Source organism: Acidimicrobiia bacterium, from assembly GCA_035651955.1.
Classification (GTDB): domain Bacteria; phylum Actinomycetota; class Acidimicrobiia; order IMCC26256; family JAMXLJ01; genus JAMXLJ01.
Window position 1 is genome coordinate 147692 of sequence record DASRES010000015.1, and the last position, 15754, is coordinate 163445.

The window sequence follows — 15754 nt, forward strand, 5'->3', positions numbered from 1 at the left end:
CCGTTGGGACAGAAACGCGTCGCTACGCCGCGTCTCTGTCCCAACGCAGTGGCTACCGGGCGGGTGCGGGCCAGGGGTGGAGGGGAAGGCCGGGCGTCGGCATGTGCTCCCACGCGACGACGTGGCCGGGGACGGCGTCGGTCGCGAACAGCGTGCGCAGGTCGTCGCCGCCGAAGCAGCAGTTCGTCGTCACGCCGCTGCCGGGGATCGCGAGGAACTCCACCTCGGTACCGTCCGGCTCGACGACGCGCACGCCGTGCTCACTCGTCGACGCGACGTAGAACCGGCCCTCGGCGTCGACGCAGAACCCGTCGCCACCGCCCGGCCCGAGGTGCTCGACCACCCACTCGCGCTCACCGTCGGCGAGCACACGCATCAGCCCGCGCTGCTCGACGACGACGAGCGTGCCGTCCGGCTCCAGCGCGATCCCGTTGCAGTACGCGAACCCGCCGGCGACGACGCGCGTCGAGCCGTCGGGTGCGTACGCCCACACGCGTCCCTCGGCGGGCGCGCGCAGGAAGTGGTACGGGTCCGTGAAGAGCACCGTCCCCTGCGCGTCGCACACGAGGTCGTTCGGCGCCCGGAACCCGCCGCGGGCGAGGTACGAGACGCGCCCGTCGGGATCGACGCGCTGCAGCCCGGGTTCGACGGGCCGGTAGCCCGCGTCGGCGAACGTGCCGACGGTGTCACCCATCTGCGAGAAGTCGAGCCCGCCGTTCTGGGTGACGACGAACCCACCGTCGCTCGCGGGGTACGCGGCGTTCGGCCCGCCCGCGGTGTCGGCGACGGCCGTCACCTCGCCGCTCGACACGTCGACGCGCAGCAGCATGCCGTCGCACACGCTCGTCACGACGAGCGTGCCGTCCCCGCACCACACGGGTCCCTCACCGAAGCGCACACCGGTCGCGACGATCTGGCTCGACACGGCTGCCGACGGTACCCGTACGATCGCCCGCCATGTCTCCGCAGCCGGGCGCGGTCGTCATCGGGACGGGCTTCGGCGCGCGCGTGCACGTGCCCGCGCTGCGGGCCGCCGGGTTCGACGTCGTCGCCCTCGTCGGCACCGATCGCGAGCGCACGCAGCGGCGGGCCACCCGACTCGGCGTCGCGGTCGCGTCGACCTCGGTCGAGGACGCGTTGGCGCTCGACGGCGTCGACGCGGTCACGATCGCGACGCCGCCGTCGACGCACGCGCGCCTGGCCATCGCGGCGTTGCGTGCGGGCAAGCACGTGGTGTGCGAGAAGCCGTTCGCGCTCGACGTCGTGGAGGCTGCCGCGATGCTGGAGGAGGCGGAGGCGGCCGGCGTCACGGCGCTCGTCGGGCACGAGTTCCGGTGGGCGACGGACCGCGCGGTGCTCGGCCGCGCGATCGCGGAGGGTGTGATCGGCGAGCCCCGCTTCGCGACGCTCGTGCAGTTCACGCCCCTCGTGGCCGACCCCGCCGGCCGCATGCCCGCATGGTGGTTCGAGCCCGGTGCGGGCGGTGGCTGGCTCGGTGCATCGGGTTCGCACGCGGCCGACCAGGTGCGGACGTGGCTCGGTGAGTTCGACACGCTGAGCGCGTCCTTGCGCGTCGTCTCCGCGCGTGACGTCGGCGCGGAGGACTCGTTCACGATCCGCTTCACGCTCGAGTCGGGTGTCGACGGAGTGCTCCAACAGACCGCGGGCGCGTGGGGTGAGCCGACCGGGATCACGCGCGTCGCGGGGAGCGACGGCACGTTGTGGATCGACGACGGCGTCGTACGGCTCGCCGACCGCCTCGGCGAGCAGGTCGTGCCCGTCCCGCCCGACCTCGCGCTCCCTGCCGCGTCACCGAGCGACGACCCGCGCGAGCGCTTCACGCACCTCGAGCTCGGCCCCTACACACGGTTGTGCGAGGTGCTGCGGGCCGGGGTCGAGGGTCGCCCGCTCGAGGCCGCGGTCCCGGTGCCGACGTTCGCGGACGGCTTCGCGTGCATGCAGGTGCTCGACGCGGTGCGCCGGTCGGACGCGCGCGGCGGCGACCGCGTGCCCGTCAAGAGCGGCGTCTAGCGCCAGGGCGTGCCGAAGCGGTCGCGGTGCGTCTTGCCCGCGACCGGCTCGCGACGCGGCGGGCCGAGCGTGCGGGCGGGATGCCCGAGCGGCACGACGGCGAGCGCGCGCACGTGGTCCGGCAGGGCGAGCAGCTCGCGGAGCTCGGCGTCGAATCCCGTCGCGAGCGTCGTGAGCGCCGAACCGAGTCCGAGCGCGTGCGCGGCGAGCAGCAGGTTCTGCACGGCGGGGTAGACGGACGCCTCGAGCACCGGCTCCAGACAGAACGAGGTGTCGCCGCACACAACGACGAGCACAGGTGCGCCGGCGACGCCACCGGTCGCGCCGCGGTCGACGTCCGCGAGCATCGTGTCGGGGATGCGGCCCCGCTCGAAGTCGCGCCCGTGCGCCTCCCACGCCCGCCGTGTGAGCTCGCCGATGCGCGTGCGGAGCGACTCGTCGCGCACGACGACGAACTGCCACGGCTGGCTGTTCTCGGCGCTCGGTGCGTACGTCGCCGTCTCGAGCACGCGCTCGACGACCGCGTCGTCGACGGGCTCGTCCGTGAAGGCTCGGTGCGCGCGCAACGTCCGCACGACGTCGAAGAAGCGCGGCTCGGTCACGGTGTTGCGCTCGCGATCAGCGCGAACGTGTTCACGTAGTCGATGCGGAGCTCGCGTGTGTTCGCCCACTCGCGCCACTGCGGCGTGTCGGAGCCGAGTCGCTGCATGACGAGCGGCGTCATCGACGCGAACACGGCCTCCGGGTCGTCGCGGTCGATCTCGTAGAGGTGCAGGAAGCGCGGCGACGCGCTCGGTGTCGCGTTCTCGTAGGGGGTGATCATCGTGTAGCCGGGAACCGCGGCTTCCGCGATGTGGCGGATGTGCACGAAGTCGCCCCAGTCCCGGAGTGCCTGCGCCTCGCTGTCGTGGCGCGGGCTGATGAGTACGAGTGACAGCCCGACGGTCGGGCGTCCGCTCAGGCGTCCCTGCCCGGGGCGCGCGTGATGACGGAAGTGGTGCGCGCGCACGTCGGCCGGGACCTCCGGCGGCGCGAACCGGTCGTCGACCTCGTAGACGCCCAGGAGATCGAACTCCGGGATGCGCCGCGGGAGGTCCTGCCGATCGCGACGTTCGTTGCGCCACCACGTCGCGCGTGACACGCCGTCGCGTGCGAGCACCGACGGCACGCGCGTCGACGCGTAGGCGTCGGCGGCGCGGTCGGTCATCTCCAGGTAGAGGCCCGGCGTGATCCGGTCTTCCATCCGCCCTCCCTGCGCGTGAGCGGCGGATTGTACGGCGGACGCGTCAGCCGACGACGGCCGTCACGCGTGCGCGCACGCGTCCTTCACCGTGCCGAGCTGCGCGCCGGCGAGGAAGACCGCGACGGACGCCGGCGTCGACGGGTCCACCGTGGCCGCGGCGGTGACGACGGTGACGGGTGCCTGCCACGCCTGGTGCCAGCGCGCACGAACGACGTCGCCGGTGTCGATCGCGTCCTGGTACGACGCGCCCGCGAGCAGCGCGAGAACCTGGTCGTGGATCCACGGCACGGTGAGATCGTCGCCGACGACCGCGCTCACGATCCGCACGAGGCTGTTTCGCAGCACGGTCGTCGCCTCGGGTGTGAGCGCGACATGCAGCGACGGTGCGGGCACGAGCGCCGCGACGAGCAGCGCGTCGCCGTGCTGCGTGCGGGCGAGCAACGTCGCGGCCACGGGAGTCGCGTCGACGGCACGCACCTCGACGGGGTCGCGCACCGAGACGGGCCCGGTCGCGCCGGGCGCGTCGTGGCGGGTCGTCATCGGGTCCACGGGGTACTCGTCGGCACGTCGGCCCGGCTCCGAAGGGTTCTGGGCGTCGAGAACCGGCCACGCAGCGCGCGCACGGGGCGGGGATCGTCCGGAATGTCTCGCGGGTACGGTCCCTCCGATGCCGCCGCGCCACCACATCGCCGTGCTCCTGGTCGATGATCATGCGATGGTCGCCGAGGCGCTCGTGCACACGTTGGGGGACGAGCGCGACTTCGAGGTCGTGGGTCGGGCGGGCACGGCGCGCCGCGCGCTCGAGCTCGTCCAGCAGCACACGCCCGACGTCGTGGTCGTCGACTCCGAGCTGCCGGACGCGACCGGCGCGGATCTCGCGCGTGACGTCCGTGCCCACCGACCGGCGACGGTCGTCATCGCGCTGGGCAACTCGGAAGACGTCGCGACGCGCGACGCCGTCGTCGAGGCCGGTGCTGTCGCGTACGTCTCCAAGGCCGAGCCGGTCGACGCGTTGACCGACGCGATCCGCAGCGCGGCGGCCTCGGGTGAGGCCGCGGCGACGCGTCGTGCACTCGACGGCACGCGTCTCGCCGCTGCGTCACAGCTGACCCCCCGCGAGCGCGAGGTGCCCGATCTGCTCGCGGAGGGGCTCTCGACCGAGGAGATCGTTGCGCGTCTCGTGCTGAGCCCGCACACGGTCCGCAATCACGTCCGCCGGATCCTGACCAAGCTCGACGCGCACTCGCGTCTCGAGGCCGTCGCGATCGCGGCGCGGACGGGCATCATCCGGTTGGCGAAGGCGCCCTCCGACCGTCGATGATCCGCCGTCGCTTTTCCCATTCGAGGCACGGGTAAACCGGTGAACCGCGCGCGGGCAGGAGGCAGCGAACCTTGACGACGGCCCTCACGGACCTGCGCGAGCGCGTTCGCGCACCGTCCCCGGTCAGTCGCCCGCCGCTGCCGGTCAAGCACCGGCGACCGCTGACCCGGCCGGTGGTCGCGTACGTCGTCTCGCGCCTGCTCGTCTTCGCGACGGTCGCAATCGTCACGCTCGCGGGCCGCGCCGATCCGGGAAAGGGGCCGTGGCCCACGCTGCCGGGTCCGCGCGTGCCGTTCCTCCGCGCGCTCGGACGCTGGGACAGCGCGTGGTACCTCGCGATCGTGCGTCACGGCTACCGCGTCGAGTCGTCGCCGCCGAAGGGCCACGCGAGCAACGCGTTCTTCCCGCTCTACCCGATGCTCGTCCGCGGCGTCTCCGACGTCACCCGTCTCTCGCCATTGATCGTCGGCGTCATCCTCACGACGATCTTCGGCGGCGTCGCGACCGTCTTCGTCTGGCTCGTCGCGAACCGTCTCGCCGGCCGCCAGGTCGCGGACCGCGCGGCGATCCTGTTCTGCTTCTTCCCGGGCGCGTTCGCGCTGTCGATGGCGTACGCCGAGGCGTTGCTCGTCCTCGCGTGCGCGGTGAGCCTCCTCGCGCTGCTCGACCGGCGCTGGCTCCTGGCCGGCGTCGCCGCGGCGGTCGCGACGGCGACGCGGCCCAACGCGGTCGCCATCGTCCTCGCGTGTGCAGCCGCCGCGTTCGTGGCGTGGCGCCACGAACGCGACATTCGCGCGTGGATCGCGCCACTGCTGGCACCCGTCGGTGGTCTCGCCTACTTCACGTTCCAGTACGCGCGAACCGGTGACTTCATGGCGTGGTTCCACGCCGAGCGCAACAACTGGCAGGACCACCTCGACCCCGGCGTGACCGCGTTCAAGCGCATCTGGCAGACGATCACCGGCCCCGCGCCGTCCCTCCACGCGGGCGGCCTCAACGTCCAGGTCGTCGCGGTGGGCATCGTGCTGGGCGTCGTCGGCATCGTGTTCCTGCTCCAGTGGCGCCCGCCGCTGCCCGTCACCCTGTTCGGTCTCGGCGTGATCGTCATGGCGTGCACCTCGGTGAACGTCGGCCCGCGCCCGCGCCTGCTGCTGCCCGCGTTCCCCGTCGCGATCGCGGTCGCGCGCGGCGTGCGCGGCAAGGCGTTCGTCGTCCTCGCGGTCGTCAGCGCGATCGGGATGGCGGTGCTGACCGGGATCACGGTCGCGTCGCTCGCCGCGACCCCGTGACCATGGCGCGCCCGACGCCCGTCGCGGCCCCGGTGCGCGCCGAGGCGCCGAGCGTCAGCCGTGGCGCGACCGAACCGGACGCCCGCCGGTCGGGGTCGCCCACCGCGGACCGAACGGCGGCCGTGTTGCGTGTCGTGCTCCTCGTCGTCGGGATCGCGTTCGTCGCCGTGTACGTCGCGATCGCCGTCGCGCGGATGCGCTACCCGTACGAGCTGGAGTGGATGGAGGGCGGCGTCCTCGACCACGTGCGGCGCGTCGTCCACGGTCACGGCGTGTACTCGCGGCCGTCGCTGTCGTTCACGCCGTACCTCTACACGCCGCTCTACTACTACGTCGCCGCGGTGCCGGCGAAGCTGTTCGGCGTCTCGTTCTCCTCGCTGCGACTGGTGTCGTTTCTCGCGTCGTTGGGCGCGTTCGGCTGCGTCGGTCTCCTCGTCCACCGCGAGACGCGCGACCCGTTCGCGTCGGTCGTCGCGGGCTGCATCCTCGCCGCGTGCTTCCGGCGCGGCGGGGCGTGGTTCGACCTCGCCCGCATCGACTCGCTCTTCCTCGCGCTCACGCTCGCCGGGCTGCTGCTGGTCCGACGGGCGCGCAGCCGCCCGGCCGCGGTGCTCGCCGCGCTCGTCATGGCCGCGGCGTTCTTCACCAAGCAGGAGGCGCTGCTGCCCGCGGTCGCGGCCGTGCCGTTCCTGTGGCGCGCACGGCGCACGCTCGCGGGCTGGTACGCGGGTGTGCTCGCGGTCGCGGTGGGCGGCGTGTCGGTCGTGTTCGAGGCGGTCTCGCACGGCTGGTTCTCGTTCTACGTGTTCCAGCTCCCTGCCCGTCACGAGATCGTGGGGCGCGAGTGGTGGGCCTTCTGGACGGAGGACCTGCTCGCTCCGCTCGCGGTCGCGACGCTCGTCGGCGCGCTCGGCCTGTGGTGGGCGTCGACGCACCACGACGTCGACGACGACGGCGTGCGCGTCGTGTGGTTCTGGGGCCCGGTCACCGCCGCCCTCGTGCTCGCTGCGTACACGGGCCGGTTGCACAGCGGTGGTTACGACAACGTGCTGCTGCCGTTGTTCGCGGCGCTGGCGCTGACGTGCGGGCTCGGGATCCACGCGGCGCGGACGCGCAGGCTCCCGGGGTTGCGCGCGTGGACCGCGACGGCGGTGCTCCTGCTCCTCGTCGCGCAGCTCGCGACGCTGACGTACGACCCGACCAAGCAGATCCCGTCGTCACGCGACCGCGCCGAAGGTGCCGCGCTCGTCGCACGACTGCGCGCGCTGCCGGGACGCGTGTACCTGCCCGGTCACGGCGCGTACCTCGAGCTCGCCGGCAAGCCGGGCGTGGTGCAGTCGGCCGCGTTCGAGGACGTGTTGCGCGCGAAGCTCGGCTCGACGAGCCGTGACCTCGGCCGCGCGCTCCACGACGCGATCGCGCATCAGCGCTACGACTGGGTCGTCGTCGACTCCGCGGAGACGTTCTCGTACCTGCCCCAGGGCTTCCGGCGCGCGTACGTCCGCGTCGGCTACGTCGGCGACCGCCACCACCCGCTCCTCCCGCTCACCGGGACGCCCACCGGACCGTTGACGGTCTGGGTACCGCGTCCCGCGGCGTAGCCGTTCGCTACACGCCGAGGAGCCGGCGCGGGTTCGTGCACGCCATCGTGCGGATCTCGTCGCCCGTCAGACCCGCGTCCGCGAGCGCGCCGGCGAACTGCGCGAACCCTTCGGCCGGGCGTGGGTTCGCCTTCTGCCCGTAGTCGGTCGCGAGCGTGACCCGGTCGATGCCGACCGCGCGCGCACATGCCGCGATGTCGGCGGGGGAGCGCGTCGCGATGTTCCCCAGACACGTCAGCGCGCACAGCTCGATGGTCGCACCGAGATCGGCGAGCTCGACGCACTGCTCGACCGAGAGGTTCGGGCCCGCGAGCTCCTCCATCGCGTGCGTCACGACGACCTTGCCGCGCCCCGCGAACTCCTCGGCCACCGCGAAGTGCTCCTGCGCGCTCACATGACCGGTCGCGAGGATGGCGTCGTGCGCGGCGACGAGCTGCATGATCTCGAGCGTCTCGGGCAGCAGCTCGTCCGAGTGGGGGTTCGTGACGGTGAGTCCGGGACCGGGGATGCCGAGCTGTGCGCCGATCCCGTTGACCTGGTCCTGCCGGCTGGACAACGTCGGCAGCCACACGACCTTCGCGCCGATCAGCAGCGCGGCTTCGACGGCCGCGGGGTTCAGACCACCGACCTCGCGGTCGCAGCAGATCCCACCGAACACGCGCACACCGTCGACGAGGCGGTCGACGATCGTCGCGAGCGCCGCGGTCGGGTAGTCGTGCGACTTCAACACGATCGCGGCGTGGCCGGCCGCGGCCGCGTCACGCGCCGCGTCGTAGGCGTCGACGGAACGCTCGCGGTGTGCGTCCGGCCCGAAGTGGCAGTGCAGGTCCGCTGCACCCGTGAGGTCGACCGTCGCCATGAGCGCGCGCCTCAGCCCCGTGACGGCCGCGAGCCGACCCGGTGCAGGGTGCCGTCCGGGTCGACGAACGCGAACTCGCGCATGCCGTAGTCGGTGTCCCGCACCTCACCGAGGCGACCCGCGACGCCGCAGGTCGACCACTCCTCCCGGACGGCGTCCGCGTCGGACACGTACAGGTAGACGACCGAGGCCGTCCGCTTCGGGTCGTGCTCGTCCCATTCGCTGACGTGGATCGACACGCGGTCGCGCTCGGCGTAGCCGTACCCGGTCCCGTGGCCGTACGCGCGCACGGCGAATCCCATCTTCCGGTACCGCTCGAGCGCGGCGTCCAGGTCGAGCACGGGGACGACGGGGGCCACGTCTTCGAACGCGGCGGGCGTGCTCATGGTGGTCTCCTCCGGGCGGGGTCGGCGGGCGGCACGACGATCGCACACGCCGTTGCCGCCGGGCGAGCGCGCTCGCCGTACACCGGCCGCCTTGCGGCGCGTACCGTCGCGCGATGCCCGTCCGACACGACCACGACGCCGGCGGACCCCGGGAGCTGCTGGACCGCAAGGCGGGATTGCGTGACGACGTGTGGGCGGCGCTCACCGACGCCAAGGTCGCGAGGTTCCCGGGTGCGTACAACCGCATCCCCAACTTCGTCGGTGCGGAGGCCGCGGCGGAGCGCCTGCGCGAGCTCGACGTGTGGCGCGACGCGCGCACGGTCAAGGCGAATCCCGACTCGCCGCAGTGGCCCGTCCGCCAGCGCGCACTCGAGGACGGGAAGACGCTCTACATGGCCGTCCCGCGGCTCGCGGAGGACAAGCCGTTCTTCCTCCTCGACCCCGCGCACCTCGCCGACGCTCCGCGCACGGCGAGCTCCATCAAGGGCGCGGCGCGCTCGGCGCGCGCGGTCGACGTCGAGGAGCTCGACGCCGTCGACCTCGTCGTGACCGGTTGCGTCGCGGTGAGCGAGGACGGCGCGCGCCTCGGGAAGGGCGGCGGCTTCAGCGATCTCGAGCTCGCGGTCGCGGCCGAGGCCGGCCTCGTCGACGCGCGCACGAGGATCGTGACGACCGTGCACGACCTGCAGGTGGTGCCCGCCGGTGTGATCCCGCGCGCGGAGCACGACTTCCTGCTCGACGTGATCGTGACGCCGACGCGGGTCGTCGCGGCGCGGCACCGCGGCCGGCGCCGCAGTCCACGCGTCCGGTGGGACGAGCTGACCGACGAGAAGATCGCCGCGATCCCGCTGTTGCAGCGACTGCGCGGGTCGGCTCGGGAGCCGTCCGCACGCCACCGCTAGAGTGACGCCGATGTCAGGTTCCGAGACGTCGCTGCGCCGCCGTGCCGTCCCCGCTCCCGGCGAGGCGCCGATGCCGGCGCCGAACGCCGCCGCGCTGCTGCGACGCAACGCGACCGATCCCGCGATCGCCGATCGACCCGCGCTGCGCTTCGGCGACCGCGTCTGGACGCACCGCGAGTACGTCGAGGAGTCGTGCCGGTTCGCCAACCTGTTCCTGGACCACAAGCCCGCCGACCGACCGCTGCACGTCGCGGTGCTGCTCGACAACACGCCCGACTACCTGTTCGCGTTCGGCGGCGCGGCGCTGTCGGGGTCGTGCGTCGTCGGGCTCAACCACACGCGCCGCGACGAGCACCTGCTCCGCGACGCCGACCACACGCACTGCTCGCTCGTGATCACGGAGCCTCGTCACCAGGCGCTGCTCGACCCGATCGCCGAGAAGCTGCCCGGCGGGCGCGACGCGGTGCTCGTGACGACCCGCTTCTCCGACGGCGACGATCCGGCACCCGCGTTCGGCACGTCGCTCGACGACGCGCTCGCGCGCGTGCCCGCGAGTGACCCCGGTCTCGAGCCGGTGGCCGACACGTTGTGGACGCTGATCTTCACGTCGGGGACGTCCGACGCGCCGAAGGCCGTCATCACGACGCAGCGCCGCATCCTCGTCACCGGGACGCGCATGGGCATCATCATGGATCTCGGTCCCGACGACGTCGGCTACGTCTGCATGCCGTTGTTCCACTCGAACGCGGTGATGGTGGGATGGGCGCCGTCGATCGTCCTGGGCGCGTCGGTCGGGCTCGCGCGGCGGTTCAGCGCGTCACGCTGGCTGGCCGACGTCCGCCACTACGGTGCGACGTACTTCAACTACACCGGCAAGCCGCTCGCCTACGTGCTGTCGACGCCCGAGCAGCCCGACGACGCCGACAACCCGTTGCGCGTCGCATTCGGCAACGAGGGGTCTCCGGAGGTCGTCGACCGGTTCAGCCGCCGCTTCGGCGTCGACGTGATCGACGCGTACGGCGCGACCGAGGGCGGCGTCGCCGTCAACCGCGACGCCGAGGAGCGCACGGGTGCGCTCGGTCTCGCGGGCGAGAACGTCGCCGTCGTCGACGAGGACGGCAACCCGAAGCCGTTCGCGCGCTTCGACGCGAGCGGCCGGCTCGAGAACGCGGACGAGTGCGTCGGCGAGATCGTGAACACCGCGGGCGTCGGGCCGTTCGAGGGCTACTACAACAACGATGCCGCGAACGAGCGCACGACCCGGTTCGGCTGGTACTGGACCGGCGACCTCGGCTACCTCGACGAGGACCGCTACCTGTACTTCGCGGGCCGGAACGCGGACTGGATCCGGGTCGACGGCGAGAACTTCCCGGCCGCGCCGATCGAGACGACGCTCGGGCACCATCCCGACGTCGTGCTCGCGGTCGCGTACGGCGTCCCCGACGACCAGGCCGGCGACCAGGTCATGGCCGGGCTCGTCATGCGTGACGGTGCGACGTTCGATCCCGTCGCGTTCGCGCGTTGGCTCGACGGGCAGGACGCGATCGGCCCGAAGTGGCGGCCGCGGTACGTACGTCTGCTGCGCGACCCGCCGACGACCGGCACGAACAAGATCGTCAAGCGCACACTCGTCCACCAGAAGTTCCGGTCGGACCGGGTCGGGGGCGACGAGGTGTACGTGCGCGGTCGTGGCGAGGACGTGTACCGGTCGTTCACCGCCGACGACGAGCGCGCCCTCCACGACTCGTTCGTGCACTACCAGCGCGAGCGCTTCTGGGACCTGTGACCGCTCTTTCGAGCTTTTGGGAAGCGTCAGACACACATCGTGTGGATGACGCTTCACAGAACGGGGGGCGGTAGGTGGACCTGTCGTTCACCGCGGAGGAGCAGGCGTTCGCGGAGGAGATCCGCGAGTGGCTGCGCGGGAACCTCGAGCTGCCGCCGTCGTTCCCGTCGCTCGCCGAGGAGATCGAGTGGGGGCGGGCATGGCAGGCGAAGCTCGCCGGTGGCCGGTGGGTCGGGATCCACTGGCCGGCCGAGTACGGCGGGCGCGGCGCGTCGCCGGTCGAGGTCGCGATCTTCAACATGGAGTACGCGCGGTCGCGCGCGCTGCAGCCCATCAACCGCGTCGGGATCAACCTCGCCGGGCCGACGCTCCTCGCGCACGGCACCGAGGAGCAGAAGCAGCGTTGGCTCCCCTCGATCCTGAACGCGGACGAGATCTGGTGCCAGCTGTTCAGCGAGCCCGAGGCGGGCTCGGACCTCGCGTCCCTGCGGACGCGCGCGACGCCGGTCGAGGGCGGCTGGGTGCTGAACGGGCAGAAGGTGTGGACGAGCTACGCGCAGTTCGCACGGTGGGGGATCTGCCTCGCCCGGACCGACCCCGACGCGCCGAAGCACAAGGGGATCTCGTACCTCGTCGTCGACATGACCGCGCCAGGGATCGAGGTGCGACCGCTCGTGCAGATCACCGGCGACGCGGAGTTCAACGAGGTGTTCTTCGAGGACGTGTTCGTTCCCGAGGACCATCTCGTCGGCGGGCTCCACCAGGGATGGGCGGTCGCGAACACGACGCTCGCGCACGAGCGTGGCACCGCGTTCCCGTTCAAGGAGCAGGTCGTCCACGAGGTGTACCTCGACGAGCTGTACGCGCTCGCGTCGCGTCGCGGCGAGCTCGACGACGAGGACGTGTCGGACGAGCTCGCGCAGAGCTTCGTCGAGCTGCGGGTCCTGCGGCTGCACAACTGGCGCACGCTGTCCCGGCTCGCGCGTGGCGTCGAGCCCGGGCCGGAGTCGAGCGTGACGAAGCTCGCGTGGACCGACATGACGCAGCACCTGTCCGAGCGCGCGCTCGACGTGCTCGGCGACGCCGCGCCGCTCTGGGCGGGCGCCACGCACGAACCCGCGGGCGGGAAGTGGCAGCGGCAGTGGCTGTGGAGCAAGGCTGCGTCCATCGCCGGTGGCACGTCGGAGGTGCAGCGCACGATCATCGGCGAGCGCATGCTCGGCCTGCCGCGGGAGCCACCGCCGAAGGAGAAGGCGAAGCAGTAGCGTCGTCGCCATCATGAAGGTCCGGGGTCTCGATCACGTCGTGTTGCGCGTCGCCGACGTCGAGCGGTCGCTCGCGTGGTACTGCGACGAGCTGGGCTGCATGCCCGAGCGCGTCGACGAGTGGCGCGCGGGGACGATCTTCTTCCCGTCGGTGCGGCTGGACGCGACGACCGTCATCGACCTCCTGCAGGCGCCACGCGCGGACGGCAACGTCGACCACGTCTGCCTGGTGATCGAGCCCGAGGACCTCCAGGCGTTGAAGGACTCCGGACGCTTCGACGTGGTCGACGGCCCGGCGACGCGCTGGGGCGCGCAGGGCGACGGCACGAGCCTGTACGTCCGCGATCCGGACGGCAACGTCGTCGAGCTGCGCTACTACGGCGACGCGTAGCCGAGCTCAGATCGAGTACAGCCTCCGGCAGCTGTCACCCGCGATCTCGCGCTGCTGGTCGTCGGTGAGCCCGTCCATCGCCTCGGCGAGCTCCTCGGTCACGCCGGGGAACTTCGCGTCGGGATGGGGGTAGTCGCTCGCCCACACGATCCGCTCCGCGCCGACGAGCGGCGAGCGCGCGGTGAACGCGAGCGTCGACTCGTCGGGGTCGAAGCTGATCCAGCACTGCCGGCGGAAGTACTCGGACGGCGCGAGCTTCAGGCTCGGCACGTCCCAGGCGAAGATCCTCGCGTGGTGGTCGAGCCGCTCGAGCCACGGCACCACCCAGCCCCCGTTCGCCTCGAGGAACACGATCTTCAGCTCGGGGAAGCGCTCGCACACCCCGCCCGCGAGCACGAACGCCATCGTGTACATCATGTCGAACGGGTTCGAGATCGCCTGCGTGAAGTAGACGTTGTCGATCGCGCCGCGCCGGGCGCTCATCTCGGTCGGGCGTCCGGACGTGCCGAGGTGGTCGATGTGCAGACCGCGGCATGCGCCGGGCAGGTCGGCGAGCAGGTACGGGTGCAGCCCGACCGGTAGCCCGGCGTCGCACGCGGCGCGCCACAACGGGTCGTAGACGGGATCCGAGAACGGCTTCCAGTCGATCATCGGGTTCGGGCGCAGCATCACCCCGACGATGTTCGGCTTGCCCGCGACACGGCGGATCTCCGCGGCCGCGCGCTCGACGTCCTGCTGCGGCACGATCGCGACGCCGAACAGCCGGCCGTCACCCTGGACCGCGTGGTCCGACAGCCAGTCGTTGTAGGCGCGGCACTGCGCGTCGGCGAAGTCGACGTCGTCGATGCCCGCGATGCCGAGCAGCATCGTCGGGTACAGGACGGACTGGTGGATGCCGTCGGTGTCGAGGTCCGCGAGGCGCGCCTTGACGTCGTACGCCGCGGGCCGGACCTCCGTGTAGCGGAGCTCGCCGCGCTGCGCCTTCTCGCGCTCCTCGAGCGACATGCCGGCCGTCCCCGCGAGCGCGAGGAAGTTCGCAGGCGTGCGCTGCTCGCCGAACACGCACCACTCGTTGCCGTCGGCGTCCGTCTCGATGTGCCAGATGCGGTCCTCGTAGCCCTTCGGCGCGTACTGGAGCATGCCGGTCGGGTGCTCGAGGATGTGACCGTCGGAGTCGATGTACCGGATGCCGTTGCTCGCCATGGCGACCCGCTTTCGCCGGAGTCCGTCGACGAGGCGAGCGTGCCGCGGCGGCGGCCCGCGCGCAAGGGTGACGCGGCTCGCTACATGAACCGGCGGATGAGCGCCCGCTTCAGGCGCGTGTACGGCGGGTAGGCGACGTCGGGGTCGACGCGCGTCGACTTCGTCAGCACGCCCTTCTTGTGGCTGAACGTGTCGAAGCTCGCGTGGCCGTGATACGCACCCATCCCGCTCGGGCCGACACCGCCGAACGGGAGCTCGGGCACGGAGAGGTGCAGAAGCGTCCCGTTGACGCACACGCCGCCGGAGGTCGTCTCCTCGACGACCCGCTGCTGCACGGCCTCCGACTCCGAGAACACGTACAGGGCGAGCGGCTTGTCGCGCTCGTTCACGAACTCGATCGCCGCACCGACGTCGTCGACGGGCAGGATCGGCAGGATCGGCCCGAAGATCTCTTCGTGCATGACCGCGGTGTCGGGCCGCACGTCGCGCAGCGCGGTCGGGGCGAAGTACCGCGTGTGCGCGTCGCGGTCGCCGCCGAACGCGATCGCGCCGTCGTCGACGAGACGCTCCAGGCGCTCGAAGTGACGGTCGTTGATGATCCGCGCGTAGTCCGGACTGCGCCGTGGGTCGTCGCCGTAGAAGGACCGCACCGCCTCGCGCACGTCCGTGATGAGCGCGTCGTGCAGCTCCGCGTCGACGAGGACGTAGTCAGGCGCGACGCACGTCTGGCCCGCGTTGAGGTACTTCCCCCACGCGATCCGGCGCGCGGCGACGTCCAGGTCGGCGTGACGGTCGACGATCGCGGGGCTCTTGCCGCCGAGCTCGAGCGTGACCGGCGTCAGGTGCTTCGCGGCCGCCTCCATCACGACACGACCGACCGTGCCGTTGCCCGTGTAGAAGATGTGGTCGAAGCGCTCCGCGAGCAGCGCCGTCGTCTCCGCGACCGCGCCCTCGACGACCGCGACGCACTCCGTGTCGAGGTACTCGGGGACGATGCGCCCGAGCACGCGGGACACGTTCGCGGCGACCTCGGACGGCTTGAGGACGACGCAATTGCCCGCCGCGATCGCGCCGACGAGCGGCGCGAGCAGGAGCTGCACGGGATAGTTCCACGGCGCGATCACGAGGACGACGCCGACGGGTTCGCGGTGCAGACGCGCCCGGCCGGGTTGCGCGAGCAGCGGCGTGTGGACCTTCTCGGGACGCATCCACCCGGCGAGGTGCTTGCGCACGTAGTCGATCTCCGCGACGGTGAAGCCGATCTCGGTCGCGTACGCCTCGGTCGGCGGCTTCCCGAGGTCGTCGAGCAGGGCGGCGAGCAGCTCCTGCTCACGCTCGACGAGCATCGTGCGCAAGCGGGACAGCTGCTCGAGGCGCCAGTCGAGCGAGCGGGTGCGGCCGGCGGCGAAGGTCGCGCGCAGGCGCTTGACGGTGTCGGGGATGTCGGCGACGGGGGTGGGCGTCACGTCGGTCATGC

General features: G+C 72.2%; 16 protein-coding genes. 8 read left to right on the top strand and 8 right to left on the bottom strand.

The window, feature by feature from the left end; genetic code table 11:
• Window positions 1–52: 52 nt before the first annotated feature.
• On the bottom strand, window positions 53–925 hold the full coding sequence (locus VFC33_04390) for an SMP-30/gluconolactonase/LRE family protein (protein ID HZR12469.1): 873 nt from the start codon (window positions 923–925) through the stop codon (window positions 53–55).
• 32 nt (window positions 926–957) lie between these two features.
• Here VFC33_04390 and VFC33_04395 point away from each other — a divergent pair, with 32 nt between their 5' ends.
• Window positions 958–2031 carry a Gfo/Idh/MocA family oxidoreductase gene (locus VFC33_04395; protein HZR12470.1) on the top strand — a complete coding sequence of 358 codons (1074 nt, stop codon included), beginning with the start codon at window positions 958–960 and terminating at the stop codon, window positions 2029–2031.
• On the opposite strand, the gene VFC33_04400 is transcribed toward VFC33_04395, so the two are convergent.
• From VFC33_04400 to VFC33_04410, 3 genes are read right to left on the bottom strand one after another with little or no spacing between them, the layout of a single operon-like run.
• Window positions 2028–2633 (bottom strand): nitroreductase family protein, encoded by a 606-nt coding sequence (locus tag VFC33_04400; protein HZR12471.1) that lies wholly within the window; start codon window positions 2631–2633, stop codon window positions 2028–2030. The two genes, VFC33_04395 and VFC33_04400, sit on opposite strands and share 4 nt — an antisense overlap.
• Window positions 2630–3274 carry a hypothetical protein gene (locus VFC33_04405; GenBank protein ID HZR12472.1) on the bottom strand — a complete coding sequence of 215 codons (645 nt, stop codon included), beginning with the start codon at window positions 3272–3274 and terminating at the stop codon, window positions 2630–2632. Before VFC33_04405 ends, VFC33_04400 begins: the two co-directional genes overlap by 4 nt.
• A gap of 60 nt (window positions 3275–3334) precedes the next feature.
• The gene (locus VFC33_04410) at window positions 3335–3823 is read right to left on the bottom strand and encodes a hypothetical protein (protein ID HZR12473.1); all 489 of its coding nucleotides are present in this window, start codon (window positions 3821–3823) and stop codon (window positions 3335–3337) included.
• Window positions 3824–3941: 118 nt separating this feature from the next.
• On the opposite strand from VFC33_04410, the gene VFC33_04415 reads away from it, so the two are divergent.
• The 3 genes from VFC33_04415 (at window position 3942) to VFC33_04425 (ending at window position 7485) form a co-directional block, all read left to right on the top strand.
• Window positions 3942–4595, top strand: a complete 654-nt coding sequence (locus VFC33_04415) for a response regulator transcription factor (protein ID HZR12474.1) — start codon at window positions 3942–3944, stop codon at window positions 4593–4595.
• Between the two features lie 71 nt (window positions 4596–4666).
• The gene (locus VFC33_04420; GenBank protein ID HZR12475.1) at window positions 4667–5884 is read left to right on the top strand and encodes a mannosyltransferase family protein; all 1218 of its coding nucleotides are present in this window, start codon (window positions 4667–4669) and stop codon (window positions 5882–5884) included.
• 2 nt (window positions 5885–5886) lie between these two features.
• Window positions 5887–7485: a glycosyltransferase family 39 protein gene (locus tag VFC33_04425; GenBank protein ID HZR12476.1), complete on the top strand. Its 1599-nt coding sequence runs from the start codon at window positions 5887–5889 to the stop codon at window positions 7483–7485.
• 7 nt (window positions 7486–7492) lie between these two features.
• Here VFC33_04425 and VFC33_04430 read toward each other — a convergent pair whose 3' ends face one another.
• Complete coding sequence (locus tag VFC33_04430; GenBank protein HZR12477.1) at window positions 7493–8344, bottom strand: DUF6282 family protein; 852 nt, start codon at window positions 8342–8344, stop codon at window positions 7493–7495.
• Window positions 8345–8355: 11 nt separating this feature from the next.
• Complete coding sequence (locus VFC33_04435; GenBank protein ID HZR12478.1) at window positions 8356–8730, bottom strand: VOC family protein; 375 nt, start codon at window positions 8728–8730, stop codon at window positions 8356–8358.
• A gap of 113 nt (window positions 8731–8843) precedes the next feature.
• On the opposite strand from VFC33_04435, the gene VFC33_04440 reads away from it, so the two are divergent.
• From VFC33_04440 to VFC33_04455, 4 genes are all read left to right on the top strand, one after another.
• Window positions 8844–9632 (top strand): 5-formyltetrahydrofolate cyclo-ligase, encoded by a 789-nt coding sequence (locus tag VFC33_04440; protein ID HZR12479.1) that lies wholly within the window; start codon window positions 8844–8846, stop codon window positions 9630–9632.
• 10 nt (window positions 9633–9642) lie between these two features.
• The gene (locus VFC33_04445) at window positions 9643–11418 is read left to right on the top strand and encodes an AMP-binding protein (protein ID HZR12480.1); all 1776 of its coding nucleotides are present in this window, start codon (window positions 9643–9645) and stop codon (window positions 11416–11418) included.
• Window positions 11419–11492: 74 nt separating this feature from the next.
• Window positions 11493–12683, top strand: coding sequence for an acyl-CoA dehydrogenase family protein (locus tag VFC33_04450; protein ID HZR12481.1), 1191 nt, complete (start codon window positions 11493–11495; stop codon window positions 12681–12683).
• Between the two features lie 13 nt (window positions 12684–12696).
• On the top strand, window positions 12697–13074 hold the full coding sequence (locus tag VFC33_04455) for a VOC family protein (GenBank protein ID HZR12482.1): 378 nt from the start codon (window positions 12697–12699) through the stop codon (window positions 13072–13074).
• Between the two features lie 6 nt (window positions 13075–13080).
• On the opposite strand, the gene VFC33_04460 is transcribed toward VFC33_04455, so the two are convergent.
• Window positions 13081–14277: an amidohydrolase family protein gene (locus tag VFC33_04460; GenBank protein ID HZR12483.1), complete on the bottom strand. Its 1197-nt coding sequence runs from the start codon at window positions 14275–14277 to the stop codon at window positions 13081–13083.
• 80 nt (window positions 14278–14357) lie between these two features.
• Window positions 14358–15752 carry an aldehyde dehydrogenase family protein gene (locus tag VFC33_04465; protein ID HZR12484.1) on the bottom strand — a complete coding sequence of 465 codons (1395 nt, stop codon included), beginning with the start codon at window positions 15750–15752 and terminating at the stop codon, window positions 14358–14360.
• Window positions 15753–15754: the final 2 nt, after the last annotated feature.

What these genes read in the sequence shown, in the direction of transcription:
- VFC33_04395 (HZR12470.1), top strand. Translation starts at nt 958, where the DNA reads ATGTCTCCGCAGCCGGGCGCGGTCGTCATCGGGACGGGCTTCGGCGCG.
- VFC33_04405 (HZR12472.1), bottom strand. Translation starts at nt 3,274, where the DNA reads ATGGAAGACCGGATCACGCCGGGCCTCTACCTGGAGATGACCGACCGC.
- VFC33_04415 (HZR12474.1), top strand. Translation starts at nt 3,942, where the DNA reads ATGCCGCCGCGCCACCACATCGCCGTGCTCCTGGTCGATGATCATGCG.
- VFC33_04425 (HZR12476.1), top strand. Translation starts at nt 5,887, where the DNA reads ATGGCGCGCCCGACGCCCGTCGCGGCCCCGGTGCGCGCCGAGGCGCCG.
- VFC33_04430 (HZR12477.1), bottom strand. Translation starts at nt 8,344, where the DNA reads ATGGCGACGGTCGACCTCACGGGTGCAGCGGACCTGCACTGCCACTTC.
- VFC33_04435 (HZR12478.1), bottom strand. Translation starts at nt 8,730, where the DNA reads ATGAGCACGCCCGCCGCGTTCGAAGACGTGGCCCCCGTCGTCCCCGTG.
- VFC33_04440 (HZR12479.1), top strand. Translation starts at nt 8,844, where the DNA reads ATGCCCGTCCGACACGACCACGACGCCGGCGGACCCCGGGAGCTGCTG.
- VFC33_04445 (HZR12480.1), top strand. Translation starts at nt 9,643, where the DNA reads ATGTCAGGTTCCGAGACGTCGCTGCGCCGCCGTGCCGTCCCCGCTCCC.
- VFC33_04455 (HZR12482.1), top strand. Translation starts at nt 12,697, where the DNA reads ATGAAGGTCCGGGGTCTCGATCACGTCGTGTTGCGCGTCGCCGACGTC.
- VFC33_04460 (HZR12483.1), bottom strand. Translation starts at nt 14,277, where the DNA reads ATGGCGAGCAACGGCATCCGGTACATCGACTCCGACGGTCACATCCTC.
- VFC33_04465 (HZR12484.1), bottom strand. Translation starts at nt 15,752, where the DNA reads ATGACCGACGTGACGCCCACCCCCGTCGCCGACATCCCCGACACCGTC.